General features: G+C 73.4%; 15 protein-coding genes. 7 read left to right on the top strand and 8 right to left on the bottom strand.

Annotation, left to right across the window (positions count from 1 at the left end; all coding sequences use genetic code 11):
* The first annotated feature begins 39 nt into the window (after positions 1 to 39).
* The 4 genes from AB0898_RS11000 (at position 40) to AB0898_RS10985 (ending at position 2998) form a co-directional block, all read left to right on the top strand.
* A complete protein-coding gene (locus tag AB0898_RS11000) occupies positions 40 to 471 on the top strand; it encodes a DoxX family protein (RefSeq protein ID WP_366802572.1) in 432 nt (143 codons plus the stop codon).
* Positions 472 to 678: 207 nt separating this feature from the next.
* Positions 679 to 1359 carry an ABC transporter permease gene (locus AB0898_RS10995; protein WP_366802571.1) on the top strand — a complete coding sequence of 227 codons (681 nt, stop codon included), beginning with the start codon at positions 679 to 681 and terminating at the stop codon, positions 1357 to 1359.
* The gene (locus AB0898_RS10990) at positions 1356 to 2027 is read left to right on the top strand and encodes an ABC transporter permease (protein WP_366802570.1); all 672 of its coding nucleotides are present in this window, start codon (positions 1356 to 1358) and stop codon (positions 2025 to 2027) included. The genes AB0898_RS10995 and AB0898_RS10990 overlap by 4 nt, the downstream gene beginning before the upstream one ends.
* Positions 2024 to 2998: an ABC transporter substrate-binding protein gene (locus tag AB0898_RS10985; protein ID WP_366802569.1), complete on the top strand. Its 975-nt coding sequence runs from the start codon at positions 2024 to 2026 to the stop codon at positions 2996 to 2998. Before AB0898_RS10990 ends, AB0898_RS10985 begins: the two co-directional genes overlap by 4 nt.
* 37 nt (positions 2999 to 3035) lie before the next feature.
* Here AB0898_RS10985 and AB0898_RS10980 read toward each other — a convergent pair whose 3' ends face one another.
* The 4 genes from AB0898_RS10980 to AB0898_RS10965 are packed head-to-tail and all read right to left on the bottom strand — an operon-like array spanning position 3036 to position 7115.
* A complete protein-coding gene (locus AB0898_RS10980; protein ID WP_366802568.1) occupies positions 3036 to 4190 on the bottom strand; it encodes a betaine/proline/choline family ABC transporter ATP-binding protein in 1155 nt (384 codons plus the stop codon).
* A complete protein-coding gene (locus tag AB0898_RS10975) occupies positions 4187 to 4888 on the bottom strand; it encodes a lactate utilization protein C (RefSeq protein WP_366802567.1) in 702 nt (233 codons plus the stop codon). The genes AB0898_RS10980 and AB0898_RS10975 overlap by 4 nt, the downstream gene beginning before the upstream one ends.
* Complete coding sequence (locus AB0898_RS10970) at positions 4885 to 6363, bottom strand: LutB/LldF family L-lactate oxidation iron-sulfur protein (RefSeq protein ID WP_366802566.1); 1479 nt, start codon at positions 6361 to 6363, stop codon at positions 4885 to 4887. Before AB0898_RS10970 ends, AB0898_RS10975 begins: the two co-directional genes overlap by 4 nt.
* Positions 6360 to 7115 carry a (Fe-S)-binding protein gene (locus AB0898_RS10965; RefSeq protein WP_366802565.1) on the bottom strand — a complete coding sequence of 252 codons (756 nt, stop codon included), beginning with the start codon at positions 7113 to 7115 and terminating at the stop codon, positions 6360 to 6362. The genes AB0898_RS10970 and AB0898_RS10965 overlap by 4 nt, the downstream gene beginning before the upstream one ends.
* Before the next feature lie 111 nt (positions 7116 to 7226).
* On the opposite strand from AB0898_RS10965, the gene AB0898_RS10960 reads away from it, so the two are divergent.
* Positions 7227 to 8066 carry a pentapeptide repeat-containing protein gene (locus AB0898_RS10960; RefSeq protein ID WP_366802564.1) on the top strand — a complete coding sequence of 280 codons (840 nt, stop codon included), beginning with the start codon at positions 7227 to 7229 and terminating at the stop codon, positions 8064 to 8066.
* On the opposite strand, the gene AB0898_RS10955 is transcribed toward AB0898_RS10960, so the two are convergent.
* Complete coding sequence (locus AB0898_RS10955; RefSeq protein WP_366802563.1) at positions 8028 to 9629, bottom strand: cytochrome P450; 1602 nt, start codon at positions 9627 to 9629, stop codon at positions 8028 to 8030. The two genes, AB0898_RS10960 and AB0898_RS10955, sit on opposite strands and share 39 nt — an antisense overlap.
* A 121-nt stretch (positions 9630 to 9750) precedes the next feature.
* On the opposite strand from AB0898_RS10955, the gene AB0898_RS10950 reads away from it, so the two are divergent.
* Positions 9751 to 10356, top strand: a complete 606-nt coding sequence (locus AB0898_RS10950) for a TetR/AcrR family transcriptional regulator (protein WP_366802562.1) — start codon at positions 9751 to 9753, stop codon at positions 10354 to 10356.
* Between the two features lie 163 nt (positions 10357 to 10519).
* Complete coding sequence (locus AB0898_RS10945; protein WP_366802561.1) at positions 10520 to 11242, top strand: DUF2470 domain-containing protein; 723 nt, start codon at positions 10520 to 10522, stop codon at positions 11240 to 11242.
* Here AB0898_RS10945 and AB0898_RS10940 read toward each other — a convergent pair.
* From AB0898_RS10940 to AB0898_RS10930, 3 genes are all read right to left on the bottom strand, one after another.
* A complete protein-coding gene (locus AB0898_RS10940; protein ID WP_366802560.1) occupies positions 11210 to 12478 on the bottom strand; it encodes a beta-propeller fold lactonase family protein in 1269 nt (422 codons plus the stop codon). The genes AB0898_RS10945 and AB0898_RS10940 overlap by 33 nt on opposite strands.
* Positions 12479 to 12608: 130 nt before the next feature.
* Entirely contained in the window at positions 12609 to 13862 is a 1254-nt protein-coding gene (locus AB0898_RS10935) for an aromatic acid exporter family protein (protein WP_366802559.1), read from the bottom strand.
* A 73-nt stretch (positions 13863 to 13935) separates the two neighbouring features.
* A complete protein-coding gene (locus AB0898_RS10930; RefSeq protein WP_366802558.1) occupies positions 13936 to 14430 on the bottom strand; it encodes an FBP domain-containing protein in 495 nt (164 codons plus the stop codon).
* Positions 14431 to 14506 lie beyond the last annotated feature (76 nt).

The following is a 14506-nucleotide window of genomic DNA, read 5'->3' as shown; positions in this document are numbered from 1 at the left end:
GTAGCATGAACGTCCGTACCCCCAGGGAAAGTGAGTGGCATGAACATCCTCGGCAGGCTCGGTGGCGCGTTGCTCGGTGGGTCCTTCGCGGTGTTCGGCTCCGGTGCCGTGCGCGAACCCGCCGCCCTCGCGAAGCTCGCCGGTCCGACACTGGAGCAGTTCCGCACGGTGGTCCCGCTCCCCAAGGACGACGAACTGCTCGTCCGTATCAACGGCGCCGTCCAGACCGGCGCGGGCGCGGCGCTGGCCATCGGCCTCTTCCCGCGCACCTCCGCCCTCGCGCTGGCCGGATCGCTGATCCCGACCACCTACGCCGGCCACGCCTTCTGGACCGTCGAGGACCCCGCCCAGCGCAAGGCCCAGCGCACCCAGTTCCTGAAGAACGCCGTGATGCTCGGCGGCCTCCTGGTCGTCGCGGGCACACGCCGCAGCACCGGCACCCCGTCCGGCACGGGGATCTCGGCCGGCTAGGCACCGGGCGGGCGGGTCCTGGCGGTGCCCGGAGGAACGGCGCGCCGCCAGGACCCGGCCTTTGGCCGTGATACGTGCTGCCGGCCGGCCGGGCCGGGTGTCGGTGGGGTGTGAGAGTCTCCGGGCTTGTGGACCGCCCGTGGTCACGGCCCCTCGTCCGGCCCACCTCAACGAGCCGCCCCGCCCCCCGCCCGCTCCAATGGACAGGTGGCCGCGCCCCCCGACGACTGTCTCGCGCGTAACGAGTGGATCTGTGGTGCCTATCTGAGCAGCCGCCGGCAGGTCCTGGTCGACGCGGTCGTGCAGCATCTTGAGCTGACCGTGTTGTCCGTGGTGATCGGGCTCGTCATCGCGGTGCCGCTGGCCGTGGTGGCGCGGCGGTGGGGGTGGGCGGCCGGGCCGGTGCTGGCCGTCACGACCGTGCTGTACACGATTCCGTCGCTGGCGATGTTCTCGTTGTTGCTGCCGGTTTACGGGCTTTCGGCGACGCTTGTTGTGGCCGGGCTGGTGCTGTACTCGCTGACCCTGCTCGTGCGGAACATCCTGGCCGGGCTGCGGGCCGTGCCGGAGGAGACGCGGGAGGCGGCGCGGGGGCTGGGGTACGGGCCCGTAAGGCTGTTGCTGACCGTCGAGCTGCCGCTCGCGCTGCCGGCTGCGATGGCCGGGCTGCGGATCGCGACCGTGTCGGCGGTCTCGCTGGTCACGGTGGGGGCGATCGTCGGGTTCGGCGGGCTCGGGAATCTCATCTACTCCGGGATGAACACCTTCTTCAAGGCCCAGGTGCTCACCGCGTCCGTGCTGTGCGTGCTCATCGCCGTCGCCGCCGACCTGCTGCTGCTCGGCGTGCAGTGGCTGATCACACCCTGGGTGCGCAAGGGGCGGGCGTGAGCACCCTCGCCGCCACCTGGGACTGGCTCGCCGACCCCGCGCACTGGAGCGGGGACGACGGGGTGTGGCACCGGCTGCTCCAGCACCTGGTGCTCACCGTCGTCTGTCTCGTCGTCAGCTGTCTGATCGCGCTGCCCGTCGCGCTCGTCCTCGGCCACATCGGCAGGGGCGGCGCGCTCGCCGTCAACATCTCCAACGTCGGCCGGGCCGTCCCCACCTTCGCCGTACTGGTGCTGCTCCTGCTGACCCCGGTGGGGAAGTGGGGCGAGGGCCCCACCGTGGTCGCGCTGGTGCTGTTCGCCGTACCGCCGCTGCTCACCAACGCCTACGTCGGGATGCGCGAGGTCGACCGGGGAGTGGTCCAGGCGGCCAAGGGCATGGGGATGACCGGACGGCAGGTCCTCGTGCGGGCGGAGCTGCCCCTCGCGCTGCCGATGATCCTCAACGGGGTACGGATCGCCGCCGTGCAGCTCGTCGCCACCGCCACCATCGCCGCGCTCGCGGGCGGCGGCGGACTCGGCCGGATCATCACCGCGGGCTTCAACCTGGCCAGCACCCCGCAGGTGGTCGCCGGTGCCGTGCTCGTGGCCGGGTTCGCGCTGATCGTGGAGGCCGTCTTCGAGATCGTGGAGCGGCTGGCGCCCGCCCGGACCCGGGCCGGCCGATGAGACTCCGTACGGCGGGACTCCGTACGGCGAGACTCCGTACGGCGGCGGCCGCCACGGCCCTGCTCTGCACGCTCGCGGGCTGCGCCTCGGGACCCTCGCTGGAGAACCGCGGTCAGGTCACCGCCTCACCCGGCGACAGCCACCACCTCACCATCGGCTCGGCCGGCTTCACCGAGAGCGATCTGCTCGCCCAGCTGTACGCCCAACTGCTCGGCCACGCCGGGTACAAGACCTCGATGCTCACCGTCGCCAACCGCGAACTGTACGAACCCGCCCTGGAATCGGGGCAGATCGACGTCGTACCCGAGTACGCCGCCACCCTCGCCGACTGGCTCAACGCCAAGAAGCACGGCCCCGACGCGCCCCCGGCCGGATCCCCCGACCTCACCGCCACCATGAAGTCCCTGCGCGCCCTCGCCGTCCCGCGCGGACTCGCCGTCCTCCCGCCGGGCCGCGCCGTGGACCAGAACGCCTTCGCCGTGAGCGCCTCCTACGCCCGCGAACACCACCTCAAGACCCTCAGCGACCTCGGCGCCTCGGGACTGAAGGTCCGCCTGGCCGCCGGGGACGAGTGTGTGCGGCGCCCATACTGCGCGCCGGGGCTGAAGAAGGTGTATGGCATCCACATCACCGGCGTCGATCCCAAGGGTGTCGGCACCACACAGGCCAAGCGCGCCGTGCAGTCGGGCCGGGACCAGATGGTGCTGACCACCACCACGGACGCCACCCTGGACTCCTTCGGCCTGGTGCTGCTCGCCGACGACAAGCAGCTGCAGAACGCCGACTACATCGTCCCCGTCGTCAACCGCGCCCGCGCCGGCAGCCCCCGCGTCGCCCAGGCCCTCGGCAGGCTCAACGACGTCCTCACCACGCGGGATCTCGCCGACATGAACCGGCAGGTGGACAGCTGGCGGCGGCTCCCGGCCGATGTGGCCCGCACCTACCTCGAAAACAAGGGCCTGCTCAAGTGACCACACACCAGTGACCGCCCGCCCCGCCGAAAACCCCTCACGCGTCCGCCACCGAGTCGAACCGCACCTGCCCCCGCGCCACCCCCAGCGCGTCCGCGTCCACCGACCGCCGCAGCGCCTCGTGCAGCTTCGCCGGGGTCAGCACGCCCAGGAACCGCGAACCGTCGAGCACCGCGACCCACCCGGCGTCGTACTGGAGCATCACCCCGAACGCCTGCTTCAGCGGCGCGCCCACCGGTACCCACGCCGTCATCCGGTGGGCCAGCTTCCCGACCGTGCCCCCGGCCGTCAGCTCGTCGATGCCCACCCAGCCGCGCAGATCGCCGTCCCGGTCCAGGACCACCGCCCAGCGCGCCCCCTCCGCCCGCAGCCGGGCCAGGGCGCGGTCGGCGGACTCGTCGGGGCGGGCCACCGGCGGCTGTTCGAGGTCGTCCGGCTCGATCTCGGTGACCGACAGCCGCTTCAGGCCCCGGTCGGCGCCGACGAACCCGGCGACGTACGAGGTGGCGGGCGCGCCCAGGACCGTGCCGGGCGTGTCGAACTGCTCGATCCGGCCCTCCCCGTACACCGCGATCCGGTCGCCGAGCCGTACCGCCTCCTCGATGTCGTGGGTGACGAGCAGCACCGTCTTGCGCACCGCCGCCTGCATCCGCAGGAACTCGTCCTGCAGCTGCTCGCGCACCACGGGGTCCACCGCGCCGAACGGCTCGTCCATGAGCAGCACCGGCGGATCGGCCGCGAGCGCCCGCGCCACGCCGACCCGTTGCCGCTGGCCGCCGGAGAGCTGCTCGGGGTAGCGGGAGCCGTACGTCTTCGGGTCGAGCCCCACCAGGTCGAGGAGTTCGGCGGCGCGCGCCCGGGCACGCGCCCGCTTCCAGCCGAGCAGGGTGGGCACGGTCGCCGTGTTGTCGAGGACCGTGCGGTGCGGGAAGAGGCCGACCTGCTGGATGACGTAGCCGATACGGCGGCGCAGCCGTACGGGGTCCACGCGGGCGATGTCCTCGCCGGCCACGGTGATCCGCCCCGAGGTGGGCTCGATGAGCCGGTTCACCATCATCATGGTGGTCGTCTTGCCGCAGCCGGAGGGGCCGACGAGCGTGACCAGTTCGCCCTCGGCCACCTCGAACGACAGCCCGTCCACGGCGGTCGTGCCGTCCGGGTAGCGCTTGGTGACCTGCTCGAACCGGATCATTCCCCCACGCTAGCCGCGCTCCTCTCCGCCCGCCCGGCCCCGCCGACCGAAGGGATGACCCCGGCGAGCACGACCTCGAAGGTGCGCGGCCCGTGCACGCCCTCCACCCGGTCCAGCTCGATGTCGCTGGTGGCCGAGGGGCCGGAGATCCAGGTCGACGGGCGGGTGGGGGAGAGGCGTTCGAGGGCCTGCGGCACGGATGTCACGACCTGCGCGGGGACGCGGACGACGCAGATGTGGTGGTCGGGGACGAGGGTGATCCGGCGCCGGCCCTGCCCCGGACCGCCGTCCAGCACGATCGTGCCCGTCTCCGCGATCGCGACCGCGCAGCCGGTGACCACGCTGTCCACCGCGTCCAGCTCGTACGGCGTGCTCGCGGCCCGGTCGGGTACGGGGGCCGCGTCGGTCGCGGACAGCCACTCCGGCGGCAGCCCGTCCGGTACGAGCACGGACCGGGAGCCCCGCTCCGTGAGCAACCTGCCGATGAGGGAGGGCAGTTCGTCCTCCGTGCAGCGGTGCACGACGGCCCGGTAGTCGGCCAGGTTCTCCGCCAGCAGCTCCGCGGTCTCCTCGGCGGTGCGCTCGCCGTGCTCGCGCAGATAGGGGCGGGGGACCGCCCGGTCGTAGGGGGTGTCGTCGCGGGGTACGTCCGCCAGCGCGCGGCGTACCCGGCCGAGGACCCGTTCCCTGGCGCTCATCGGGCGTCGTCCTTTCCGCCGCGCGTGCGCAGCCACCAGTCCCGGAAGGGTTCGGCCGGTACGGCCGGCAGATCGCGGGTCGCCGTCCAGGCCCGGCCGGGTCCGGGCAGCGTGCGCGGGCGGAAGCCGCGGGTGCGGGAGGCCAGCCGCTGCCCGGTGCGCAGGACACCGGGGCGGGCCAGCGCCCAGCCCGCCGCGCGCATGGCGGCCCGCTCGGCCGCGTGCCCCTTGGCGGGCCTGAGCACCACCCGGTTGCCGTCGCGTACCGCCGGGCCGCCCTCGACGACCCGCTCGCGCAGACGGACCAGCACCTCGGGGATGTCGATGGCGACCGGGCACACCTCGTAGCAGGCCCCGCACAGCGAGGACGCGTACGGCAGGGAGGCGTCGATCTCGCTTGCCGTGCCCCGGAGTTGGGGGCTGAGGACGGCGCCGATCGGGCCGGGGTAGACCGAGCCGTAGGCGTGGCCGCCCGCGCGCTCGTACACCGGGCACACATTGAGGCAGGCCGAGCAGCGGATGCAGCGCAGCGCCTGGCGGCCCACCTCGTCGGCGAGGGTGTCGGTGCGGCCGTTGTCCAGCAGGACCAGATGGAAGGCGCGCGGGCCGTCGCCGTCGGTGGTGCCGGTCCACATGCTGGTGTACGGGTTCATGCGCTCGGCGGTGGAGGAGCGGGGGAGGAGTTGCAGGAACACCTCCAGGTCCCGCCAGGTGGGGACGACCTTCTCGATGCCCACGACCGAGATCAGCGTCTCGGGCAGGGTCAGACACATCCGGCCGTTGCCCTCGGATTCCACGACCACCAGGGTGCCGGTCTCCGCGACCATGAAGTTGGCGCCGGAGATGCCGACTTGGGCCCGCAGGAACTTCTCCCGCAGATGCAGCCGGGCCGCCTCCGCCAGCTCGGCCGGGTCGTCGGACAGGCCCTCGGGCGCGGGACGCCCCCAACGCCCCATCTCCGTGCGGAAGATGTCGCGGATCTCGCCCCGGTTGCGGTGGATGGCCGGGACCAGGATGTGCGAGGGGCGGTCCTCGCCCAACTGCACGATCAGCTCGGCGAGATCGGTCTCGTAGGCGCGGATGCCCGCCGCCTCCAGGGCCTCGTTGAGCTCGATCTCCTGCGTGGCCATCGACTTGACCTTCACAACCTCCGACTCGCCCGTGGCGCGCACGAGTTCGGTGACGATCCTGTTCGCCTCGGCCGCGTCCGCCGCCCAGTGGACGGTGCCGCCCGCCGCCGTGACCGCCTCCTCCAACTGCTCCAGATAGCGGTCGAGATGGGCCAGCGTGTGGTCCTTGATCCGCTTGCCCGCCTCGCGCAGCTCCGCCCAGTCGGACACCTCCGCGACGGCACGGGCCCGCTTGGCGCGGATGGTGTGCGTCGCGTGCCGCAGATTCCCGCGCAGAGTGGGGTTGCCGAGCGCTTCCCGTGCCGCCTCCGGGAAGGCGGGCATGCCGAGGGACGTCGCGTTCATACGGCCGGGTCCTCCTCCGTGCTCGCCAGGATCTCCGCGAGGTGCACCGGGCGCAGGGCCGAACCCGACCGGCTCAGCGTGCCGCCGAGGTGCATCAGACAGGAGTTGTCGGCCGCGCACAGCACCTCGGCGCCGGTCGACTCGGCGTTGCGCACCTTGTCCGCGCCCATCGCCGCCGACACGTCCGCGTTCTTGACCGAGAAGGTGCCGCCGAACCCGCAGCACTCGTCGGCGCCCGGCAGTTCGGTCAACTCCAGCCCCTTGACGGCCTGGAGAAGCCTGCGCGGCCGGTCCCCGAGCCCCAGGGAGCGCAGGCCGTGGCAGGTGGGGTGATACGTCACGGTGTGCGGGTACCAGGCGCCCACGTCGGTCACCCCCAGCACGTCCACCAGGAACTCGGTCAGCTCGTACGTCTTCGGGATCACCGGGGCCAGCGTGGCCGTGAGACCGCCGCCGCGCCCCTCGGCGCTCGCCCGTTCCCCCAGGCGCGGATACAGCTCGCGGACCATCGCCGCGCACGAGCCGGAGGGGGTCACGATCGCGTCGTACTCCCCGAAGACCTCGGCGTAGTGCCGGGCCAGCGGCTCCGTCTCGTGCCGGTAGCCGGTGTTGTAGTGGGCCTGGCCGCAGCAGGTCTGCGCCATGGGGAAGTCCACCTCGACCCCCAGTCTGGTCAGCAGCCGCACCACGGCACGGCCGGTGTCCGGGTAGAGCGTGTCGTTGACACAGGTCAGGAACAGGGCGACACGCATCGCGGCTCCTCGGGGCTCGGCTCCCTCGACGGGCGGACCTTCGCAGCCTAGCCAGTCAGGCCCCCGGAAAAACAGAACCCCGCAGGTCAGCAGGTTGGTACGCTGACCGTCATGCCCGATTCCGCATATACGGCCGACCGCTCCGCCCTGCGTGCCGACTGCACACGCTGCTTCGCCCTGTGCTGCGTCGCGCTGCCCTTCGCCGCGTCCTCCGGGTTCGCCCTGGACAAGCCCGCGGGAAAACCCTGCCCGAATCTGCGCGGCGACCACCGCTGCGGCATCCACACCGGGCTGCGCGAGCGGGGCTTCACCGGCTGCACGGTCTACGACTGCTTCGGCGCGGGCCAGCGCGTCTCCCAGGTGACGTTCGGGGGCCGGGACTGGCGCGGGGGTGAACGGGCCGAGGCCCGGCTGATGTTCGACGTGTTCCCCGTCATGCGGCGGCTGCACGAACTGCTCTGGTACGTCGCCGAGGCACTGGAGCTCGACGCCGCCCGGCCGTTCCACCCCGAGCTGCGGCAAGCGCGGGAGGAGACCGAGGAGTTGGCCGGGCGGGAGGCCGGGGAGCTGGCCGCGCTGGATCTCGACGCCCACTGGCACGGGGTGGCCCAACTCCTGTTGCGGGTCAGCGAGTCGGCCCGGCGCGGGGTCGGCCGGAAGAAGGGCAGGGACCGCCGGGGTGCCGATCTGATCGGGGCCCGCCTCAAGGACGCCGATCTGCGCGGGGCCAGTCTGCGCGGTGCCTGTCTGATAGCGGCCGACCTCACGGGGGCCGATCTGCGGGGCGCGGATCTGATCGGCGCCGACCTGCGGGACGCCGACCTGACCGACGCCGACCTCACCGGCGCGCTCTTCGTCACCCAGCCGCAGGTCAACGCCGCCAAGGGCGGTCCGGGTACGCGACTGCCGGGGTCACTGGTCCGCCCGGTGCACTGGGCAACGGCCGGCTGAACCGGCTTCCACGGCCGAGGAGCCGGACTCCGGCGCCGGCGAACGAGACGCGGCCGCCGCACCGCCCGTCCGCCGCTCCAGCCCCAGCCGCAGCCCCTCCGGCATCAGCGTCAGCCGCTCGGTGACCTCCAGCCGGTAGCCGGGGTCGGGGCGCAGCTCGTAGCGGCGCAGCAGCAGGCCGAGGACGAGGGTCGCCTCGTGCAGCGCGAACTGGCGGCCGATGCAGGCCCGCGCGCCGGTGCCGAACGGCTTGAAGGTGTGCGGCGCCCGGCCGCGTACCGCCTTGGCGTCGAAACGGTCCGGGTCGAAGCGCTCGGCGTCCTCGCCCCAGACCTCGGGGTCGCGGTGCAGCAGCGGCAGCAGGACCAGCGCCCAGGCGCCCCGGCGCATCGGGTGCTCACCGGCCAGTTCGGTGTCCCGGGTGGCCTCGCGGGCGTAGGCCGGAGCGGTCGGCCACAGCCGCAGCGACTCGTCCAGCACCCGGCGCACGTACCGCAGCTTGGCGACCTGGTCGTAGCCCGGTTCGGGCGTGTCGCCCCAGACGCGGTCCACCTCGGCGCGGGCGCGGGCGGCGATCCCGGGGTGCCGGGCGAGGTAGTACAGGGCGAAGGAGAGCGCGCCGGAGGTCGTCTCGTGGCCCGCGACCAGGAAGGTGATGACCTGCTTGCGGACGTTCTCCGCCGAGAGGCGCTCCCCGGTGACGGGGTGGGCGGTCTCCAGCATCCGGTCGAGGAGGTCCCCGGTGCCACCGCCACCGCCACCGCCGGAGCCGCTGCCACCGCCGACGCCGACGCCGGAGCCGCTCCCGCCCCCCGAACCCCGCCGGGCGGCCACCAGCGCGTCGACCGTCCGGTTGAGGTGGGCGATGTCGGCCGCGTTGCGCCGGGCGGCGGTGCGCAGCAGCAGCGGAGCCAGCGGTCCGGGCACACTGTTCAGCCGCTGGGCATAGGTGAGCGTGCCGATCATCGCCCGGACGAAGGGATGCGGCCGGTCCCGCTCGAAGGAGCCGAAGTCGTGCCCGAAGCCGGTGCGCGCGATGGTCTCCAGGGTCAGCTTGGTCATGTCCCCGGGCACGTCCACGGTGCGTCCGGCGGCCAGCTCGCCGTCCCAGTGGGCGGTCAGCCGACCGGCGACCGACAGCATCATGCCGTGGTAGGTCTCCATGGCCTCGCGGCTGAAGCCGGGGGCCAGGACGTCGTGCGCGAGCTGCCAGTTGGGCTCGTGGTTGTACGCCGTGAACAGGCCGTCCCCGACGACCGGCCGGAGATTGGCGACCCCGAGGCCGACGTGCTTGGCGAAGCGTGACTCGTCGGCGAGATCGGCGGCCAGCCGCGCGCCCCACACGAACACGAACTCCTTGCCGAACGCCCGCCGCCGGAAGATGGGCCCGAGCTCCCGTCCGTAGCGCATCGAGTCCTGGAGCGGGCGGCGCCGGTCCACGCCCACCACGTCACCGGCGAGCGGCAGCCGGCGCGCCGGATGCGGGATGCGGTCCAGCTCCGGCCAGCCGTGCTCGGCGCTGCGGAACCCCTTCGGCAGCCCGCTCTCCGTCGTCTCCGCCATGGCGCGATCTCCCTTGATCCAGCGGACGGTTGTGCCTGCGTTCCCTGCGTGTTGTACGCGAGTTCAATAGCCCGGTTCAGTCTGGTCCGCTTGTTGAATCCGCGTCAAGTAAGGTGGCCGCATGGCCGCGAACGAGGGGGAACGCGCCCGGCGCAGACTCAGCACCCAGGAGCGCCGCGAGCAGCTGCTCTCGGTCGGCGCCCGGCTGTTCTCCGAGAGCCCGTACGACGACGTGTGGATCGAGCGCGTCGCCGAGATCGCCGGCGTCTCGCGCGGACTGCTCTACCACTACTTCCCGAACAAGCGGGACTTCTTCGCGGCCGTCGTCGAGCGCGAGAGCGGGCGGATGCTGCGGATGACCGCGCCCGTGCCCGGGGTGCCGGTGCGCGAGCAGCTCGCCGCGGGACTGGACACCTATCTGACCTACGTCGAGACCCACGCCCACGGCTTCCGCGCCTTCCACCGCGCGGACGCGGCCGGTGACCAGGCCGTACGCCGGGTCTACCAGCGGGCCCTCGCCGACCAGGAGCGGCAGATCCTCGCCGCGCTCGCCGCCGACCCGGAGTTCGGGCCCGGGTTCGAGGAGTCCGGGTCCGCCCGGCTCGCGGTGCGCGGCTGGCTGGCCTTCACCACCGCCGTCTGCCTGGAGTGGCTGCGCGAGGGCACCCCGGAGCGCGACGAGGTCCGGGAGCTGTGCGCGCGGGCGCTGCTGGGCGTCATCGCGTAGCACCCGGTCATTTCGCGCCCCCGCACGACTGCCGAAGTCCTATGGGGCGGCGGCCGGTTGGCGCTCCCCTGCGCATTCTCTCGTCACCCGTTCGGCGTGGCGTGGTTGGCGTGCGCCCGGATCTTCGATAGGTTAGGCAAGGCTTACCTAAGGAGGACTCGGGATGGGTGACACGCAGGACTGGGCGGCCGGACCCGGAGCGGCGGAGCGGGCGAGGTCGGTCCTCGCGGCCGCGTGGTCGTGCGCGGTGACCGCCGAGGGCGCCCGGGAGGAGTACGTCGGCGCGCACTCCGTGACCGAGGACGGCGGGGTGCTGCTCGACGTGCCCGAGGACAGCGCCCTGCACACGGCGGCCCTGTGCGCGCCGCGCGGCGAGCCCAGCGCGGTGCTGGAGTTCGCGGACGTGGCCCCGGTGCCGGTGCGCCAGCGCATCCGGGCCCGGCTCTGGATCGCCGGCTGGCTCTCGCAGGACGGCGGCTCGCTGCACTTCCGGCCCACCCGTGTGGTCCTCCGGCTGCCCTCCGGCGCCCAGGTCGTCGGCCTGGAGGAGTTCGCCGCCGCCCGGCCGGACCCGCTGGCCCTCGCCGAGGCCCAGCTGCTCACCCATCTGGCCGATTCCCACCCGGACGCGGTCGAGCGGCTGACCCGCCTGGTGCGGCCCGAGAGCCTGCACGCCGCGACCCGGGTCGTGCCCGTCGCCGTCGACCGGCACGGACTCACCCTGCGCATCGAACGCACCCGCGCCCACGGCGACGTACGCCTGGCGTTCCACACGCCCGCCGACGACGTCTCGCAGCTCACCGAGCGGATGCACGCCCTGCTCACCCAGGCGGCCGCGGCGTGCCCGCGCGCCCTACAGCGGCACCGCGCAGACGGCGACGGGTGACGCGAACGGCTCGCCCGCGAGCCGCAGTTCGCCGCCGTCGACGTGGAACACGCCGACCGTGCCGGAGCGCTGGTTCGCCGTGAACAGCAGCCGGCCGTCCGGCGACAGCGCGATCTGCCGGGGGAAGTCCCCCTCCACCGGCACCGTGCCCAGCAGCCGCAGCCGGGCGCCGTCGTCCTCGACGGCGTACCGGGCGATGCTGTCGTCCCCCCGGTTGGCGAGGAACGCGTACGCGCCGTCGGCGCTCACCACGAACTGCGCCGGATAGTTGGTCACCCCGCCGCGTGAGCCGGAGGGCTGCGGGGCGCCGATCGTCAGCCGGCCGGTGCCGGCGTCGTACGCGCAGACGGCCACCGTGTCGTCCACCTCGTTGGCCAGATAGGCGTACCGGCCGCCCGGGTGGAACGTCAGATGGCGCGGCCCCGCGCCCGGCCGGGCGGACGCCCGGGACACCTCGGCGAGCGTGCCGCGCGTGGTGTCCAGGCGGTACGAGTACACCGTGTCGGTGCCGAGATCGACCGCGAGGACGTGCCCGCCGTCCGGCGCGGTGAGGAACTGGTGGGCGTGCGGGCCCTGTTGGCCCGGTCCCGGCGGCGGGGCCGTATGGGTGACCAGCGCGGTGCGCTCACCGGGCACGCCCGAGGCGTCCAGCGGGTGCACGGCGACGCTGCCCGAGCCGTAGTTCGCGCTCAGCAGCCAGCGCCCGCCCGGATGCACCGACACATGGCAGGGAGCCGAGCCGCCCGTGCCCCGGCTGCCGAGAACCTTCCCGTCCGCGAGCCGTACGGTCCTCACCGCGCCGTCCTCGCGCTCGTCCACCGCGTACAGGGTGCGGCCGTCCGGATGCACGGCCAGGAACGACGGGTCGGAGACCTCGGCCAGGACACCCGCGCCCGTGATGGCGCCGGTCTGCGGGTCGTACGACGCCCTGCCGATGCCCTTGCCGCCGTTCTCGCCCGAGGTGTAGGTGCCGAGGTAGAGGGGGCGGGGGCCGGAGCCGGCGGGGCGCGCCGGGCGGCTCTCGGGGGCGGGCTTCCCGCCGCCCGGCGGAGTGCCGTGCGGCGCCGTGCCGTCCGCCGCCGGGCCGTCCGCGCGGGGCTCCTGCGGGGGTGCCGGGGAGGGCACCGCCACCACGGCCGCCGTGCCCGCGAGGGCGCCGACGAACCGGCGCCTGTTCCAGCCCCGCGCCCGTGCGCCCGCGTTCCCGTGCCCGGAGCCGTCGTCCGTGCCGTACATCCCGTGCCTCCGCCGCCCCTCGCTGCTCTCGCGTCCCGTACGTCAGGGTCACCTTGGCGCGGCGCGGCCCGGGAAGGCAAGGCGAACGGGTCATGCGACCCGGTCGGGCGGGGCGGTCGGGCGGGGCGGTTCAGCGGGAGCGTCCGCCCGCTCCCGTGCGGTTGCGCCACAGGTCCTCCTGGACGCCGAGCCGCTCGCGCAGCCGGTTCATCCGGGGCAGCCGGGCCCGCTGCTGGCGGGAGACCCGGTCCAGCTCCTCCAGCAGCCGGCGGCTGCGGTGCTCGGTGTCCATCTCGTCGATGATGCGGCTCACCTCGGCCAGGACCGCGCCCATCAGCTGCCAGTTGGCCCAGTCCGAGCCGATCTCCTGCTTGATCTGTTCCGCGAGCCGGTCGCGGGTGGCGGCCGCGGTGTGCAGCTCGGCCGTGAGCCGGGCCTCCGCCGACTCGGCGTTCGCGCTGAGGTCGGTGGTGACCAGCACCGCGAAGCTCACCACCGCGTCCGCCACCTCGGACAGCACCTGCTGAACCGTCGCCCCGATCGGCGGCGGGAACAGCTCCCGGCCGCCCCGCGCCTTGGCCAGGTCGGTGAAGGAGCGGGCCATCACGCGCAGGACGACGGTGCAGATCTCCAGCGTGTCCAGACCGGTCCGCAGCACCACCCGGTGCAGCAGCCCCTCCTTGACGCGCGGGTTGAGCCGCAGGCTGTCCTCGGCCTGCCGCAGCGAGGCGTCCACCTCGATGATGTCGTGGTCCATCCGGCGGGCCTCGTGCAGCCGCTCGGCCGCCTGCTGCCAGGGGACGGCGCCCGCGGCCTCCTCACCCATCCGGAGCATCAACTGCCGTACCTTGCGGGCCAGACCGTCGATCGAACGGCCCGCCTCGTCCACCCACACCGGCGGCGGCAGCAGCAGATTGCAGGCCATGCCGGTGATGGCCCCGATCAGCGTCTCCACGATCCGCGCCCACGCCGTGAAGCCGACGGTGGTGACCCCGAGCACCAGCATGGCGCTGATCGCCACCTCGACCACGTACTCGTGCACGCGCACCAGATGGCCCACCGTCAGCGCGGACACGATCAGCAGGGCCAGGCTCCACCAGGTCAGCCCCACCAGCAGGCTGAAGATGATGGCGACCACGACCCCCGCGACCACCGCGTTCACCCGGCGGATGCCGTTGGTGAGCGTGGCGTAGAAGGTGACCTGGACGACGAGCAGCGCGGTCAGGGGCGAGGTCAGCGGGGCGGGTTCCGGGCTGAGCCGGAGCGCGACGACATAGGCGATCGTCGCCGCGAAGGCCGACCGCAGCGTCTGCACGACCACCGGCTCGCGGCGGCGCGCGATCAGGCGCCGCAGCCCGGCTGTCCACTTCCGTACGTCTGGCATCCCTTGCCCTGTTCCCGTTCCGGGGGGGCGGTGAACGGGGCCGAAAGAGGACCGTTCGTGTGACGTGTGTGACTCAGGTGTGCAGCTTGTCCACGAACGCCGCCAGGTTGGCGCACGCCCGGTCGATCTGCTCCTGGACGGTGAGGCTCTCCTCGAAGCGGGTGCCGGAGTCGGGCACCTTGCGGCCGCGCACGTACAGGGAGCACGCCAGGTCCGCGCACATGTACACGCCGACCGAGTTGCCCTCGCGGCCGGCCGGGCCCGCCTTGCGGGCCGTCATCAGGGAGACCCCGCCGCCGCGATGGGTCGTCAGGCACACCGAGCACATGCTGCGGTGCAGGAAGCCGTGGCGCGCGGGCGGGAAGCGCAGGGCCACCCCGGCGAGGCCGCCCGCCCGCTCCACCACCAGATAGCTGCGGTCGGGCGCCCCGGGATCGCGCCAGCCGAGGAAGTCGAGGTCGTCCCAGGGGCGTTCGGCCAGATCGCGCGGGACCGTCAGCCGTTTGGCCTCGCCCTTGGAGCAGTTGACGAACGAGGCGCGGATGTCCTGCTCGGTGAGCGGTCGCATGGGGGGTCCTCCGGATACGGCTGCGGCTCGGGGAGCCTAGGGGGTCTAGGTGCAGGGTGAGCATATGTAGGGAGTG

The sequence above is a fragment of the Streptomyces sp. NPDC005435 genome, from assembly GCF_040703155.1.
GTDB lineage: Bacteria > Actinomycetota > Actinomycetes > Streptomycetales > Streptomycetaceae > Streptomyces.
The sequence above is the reverse complement of the archived record's forward strand: the minus strand, read 5'-3'. Positions and strand labels throughout refer to the sequence as shown.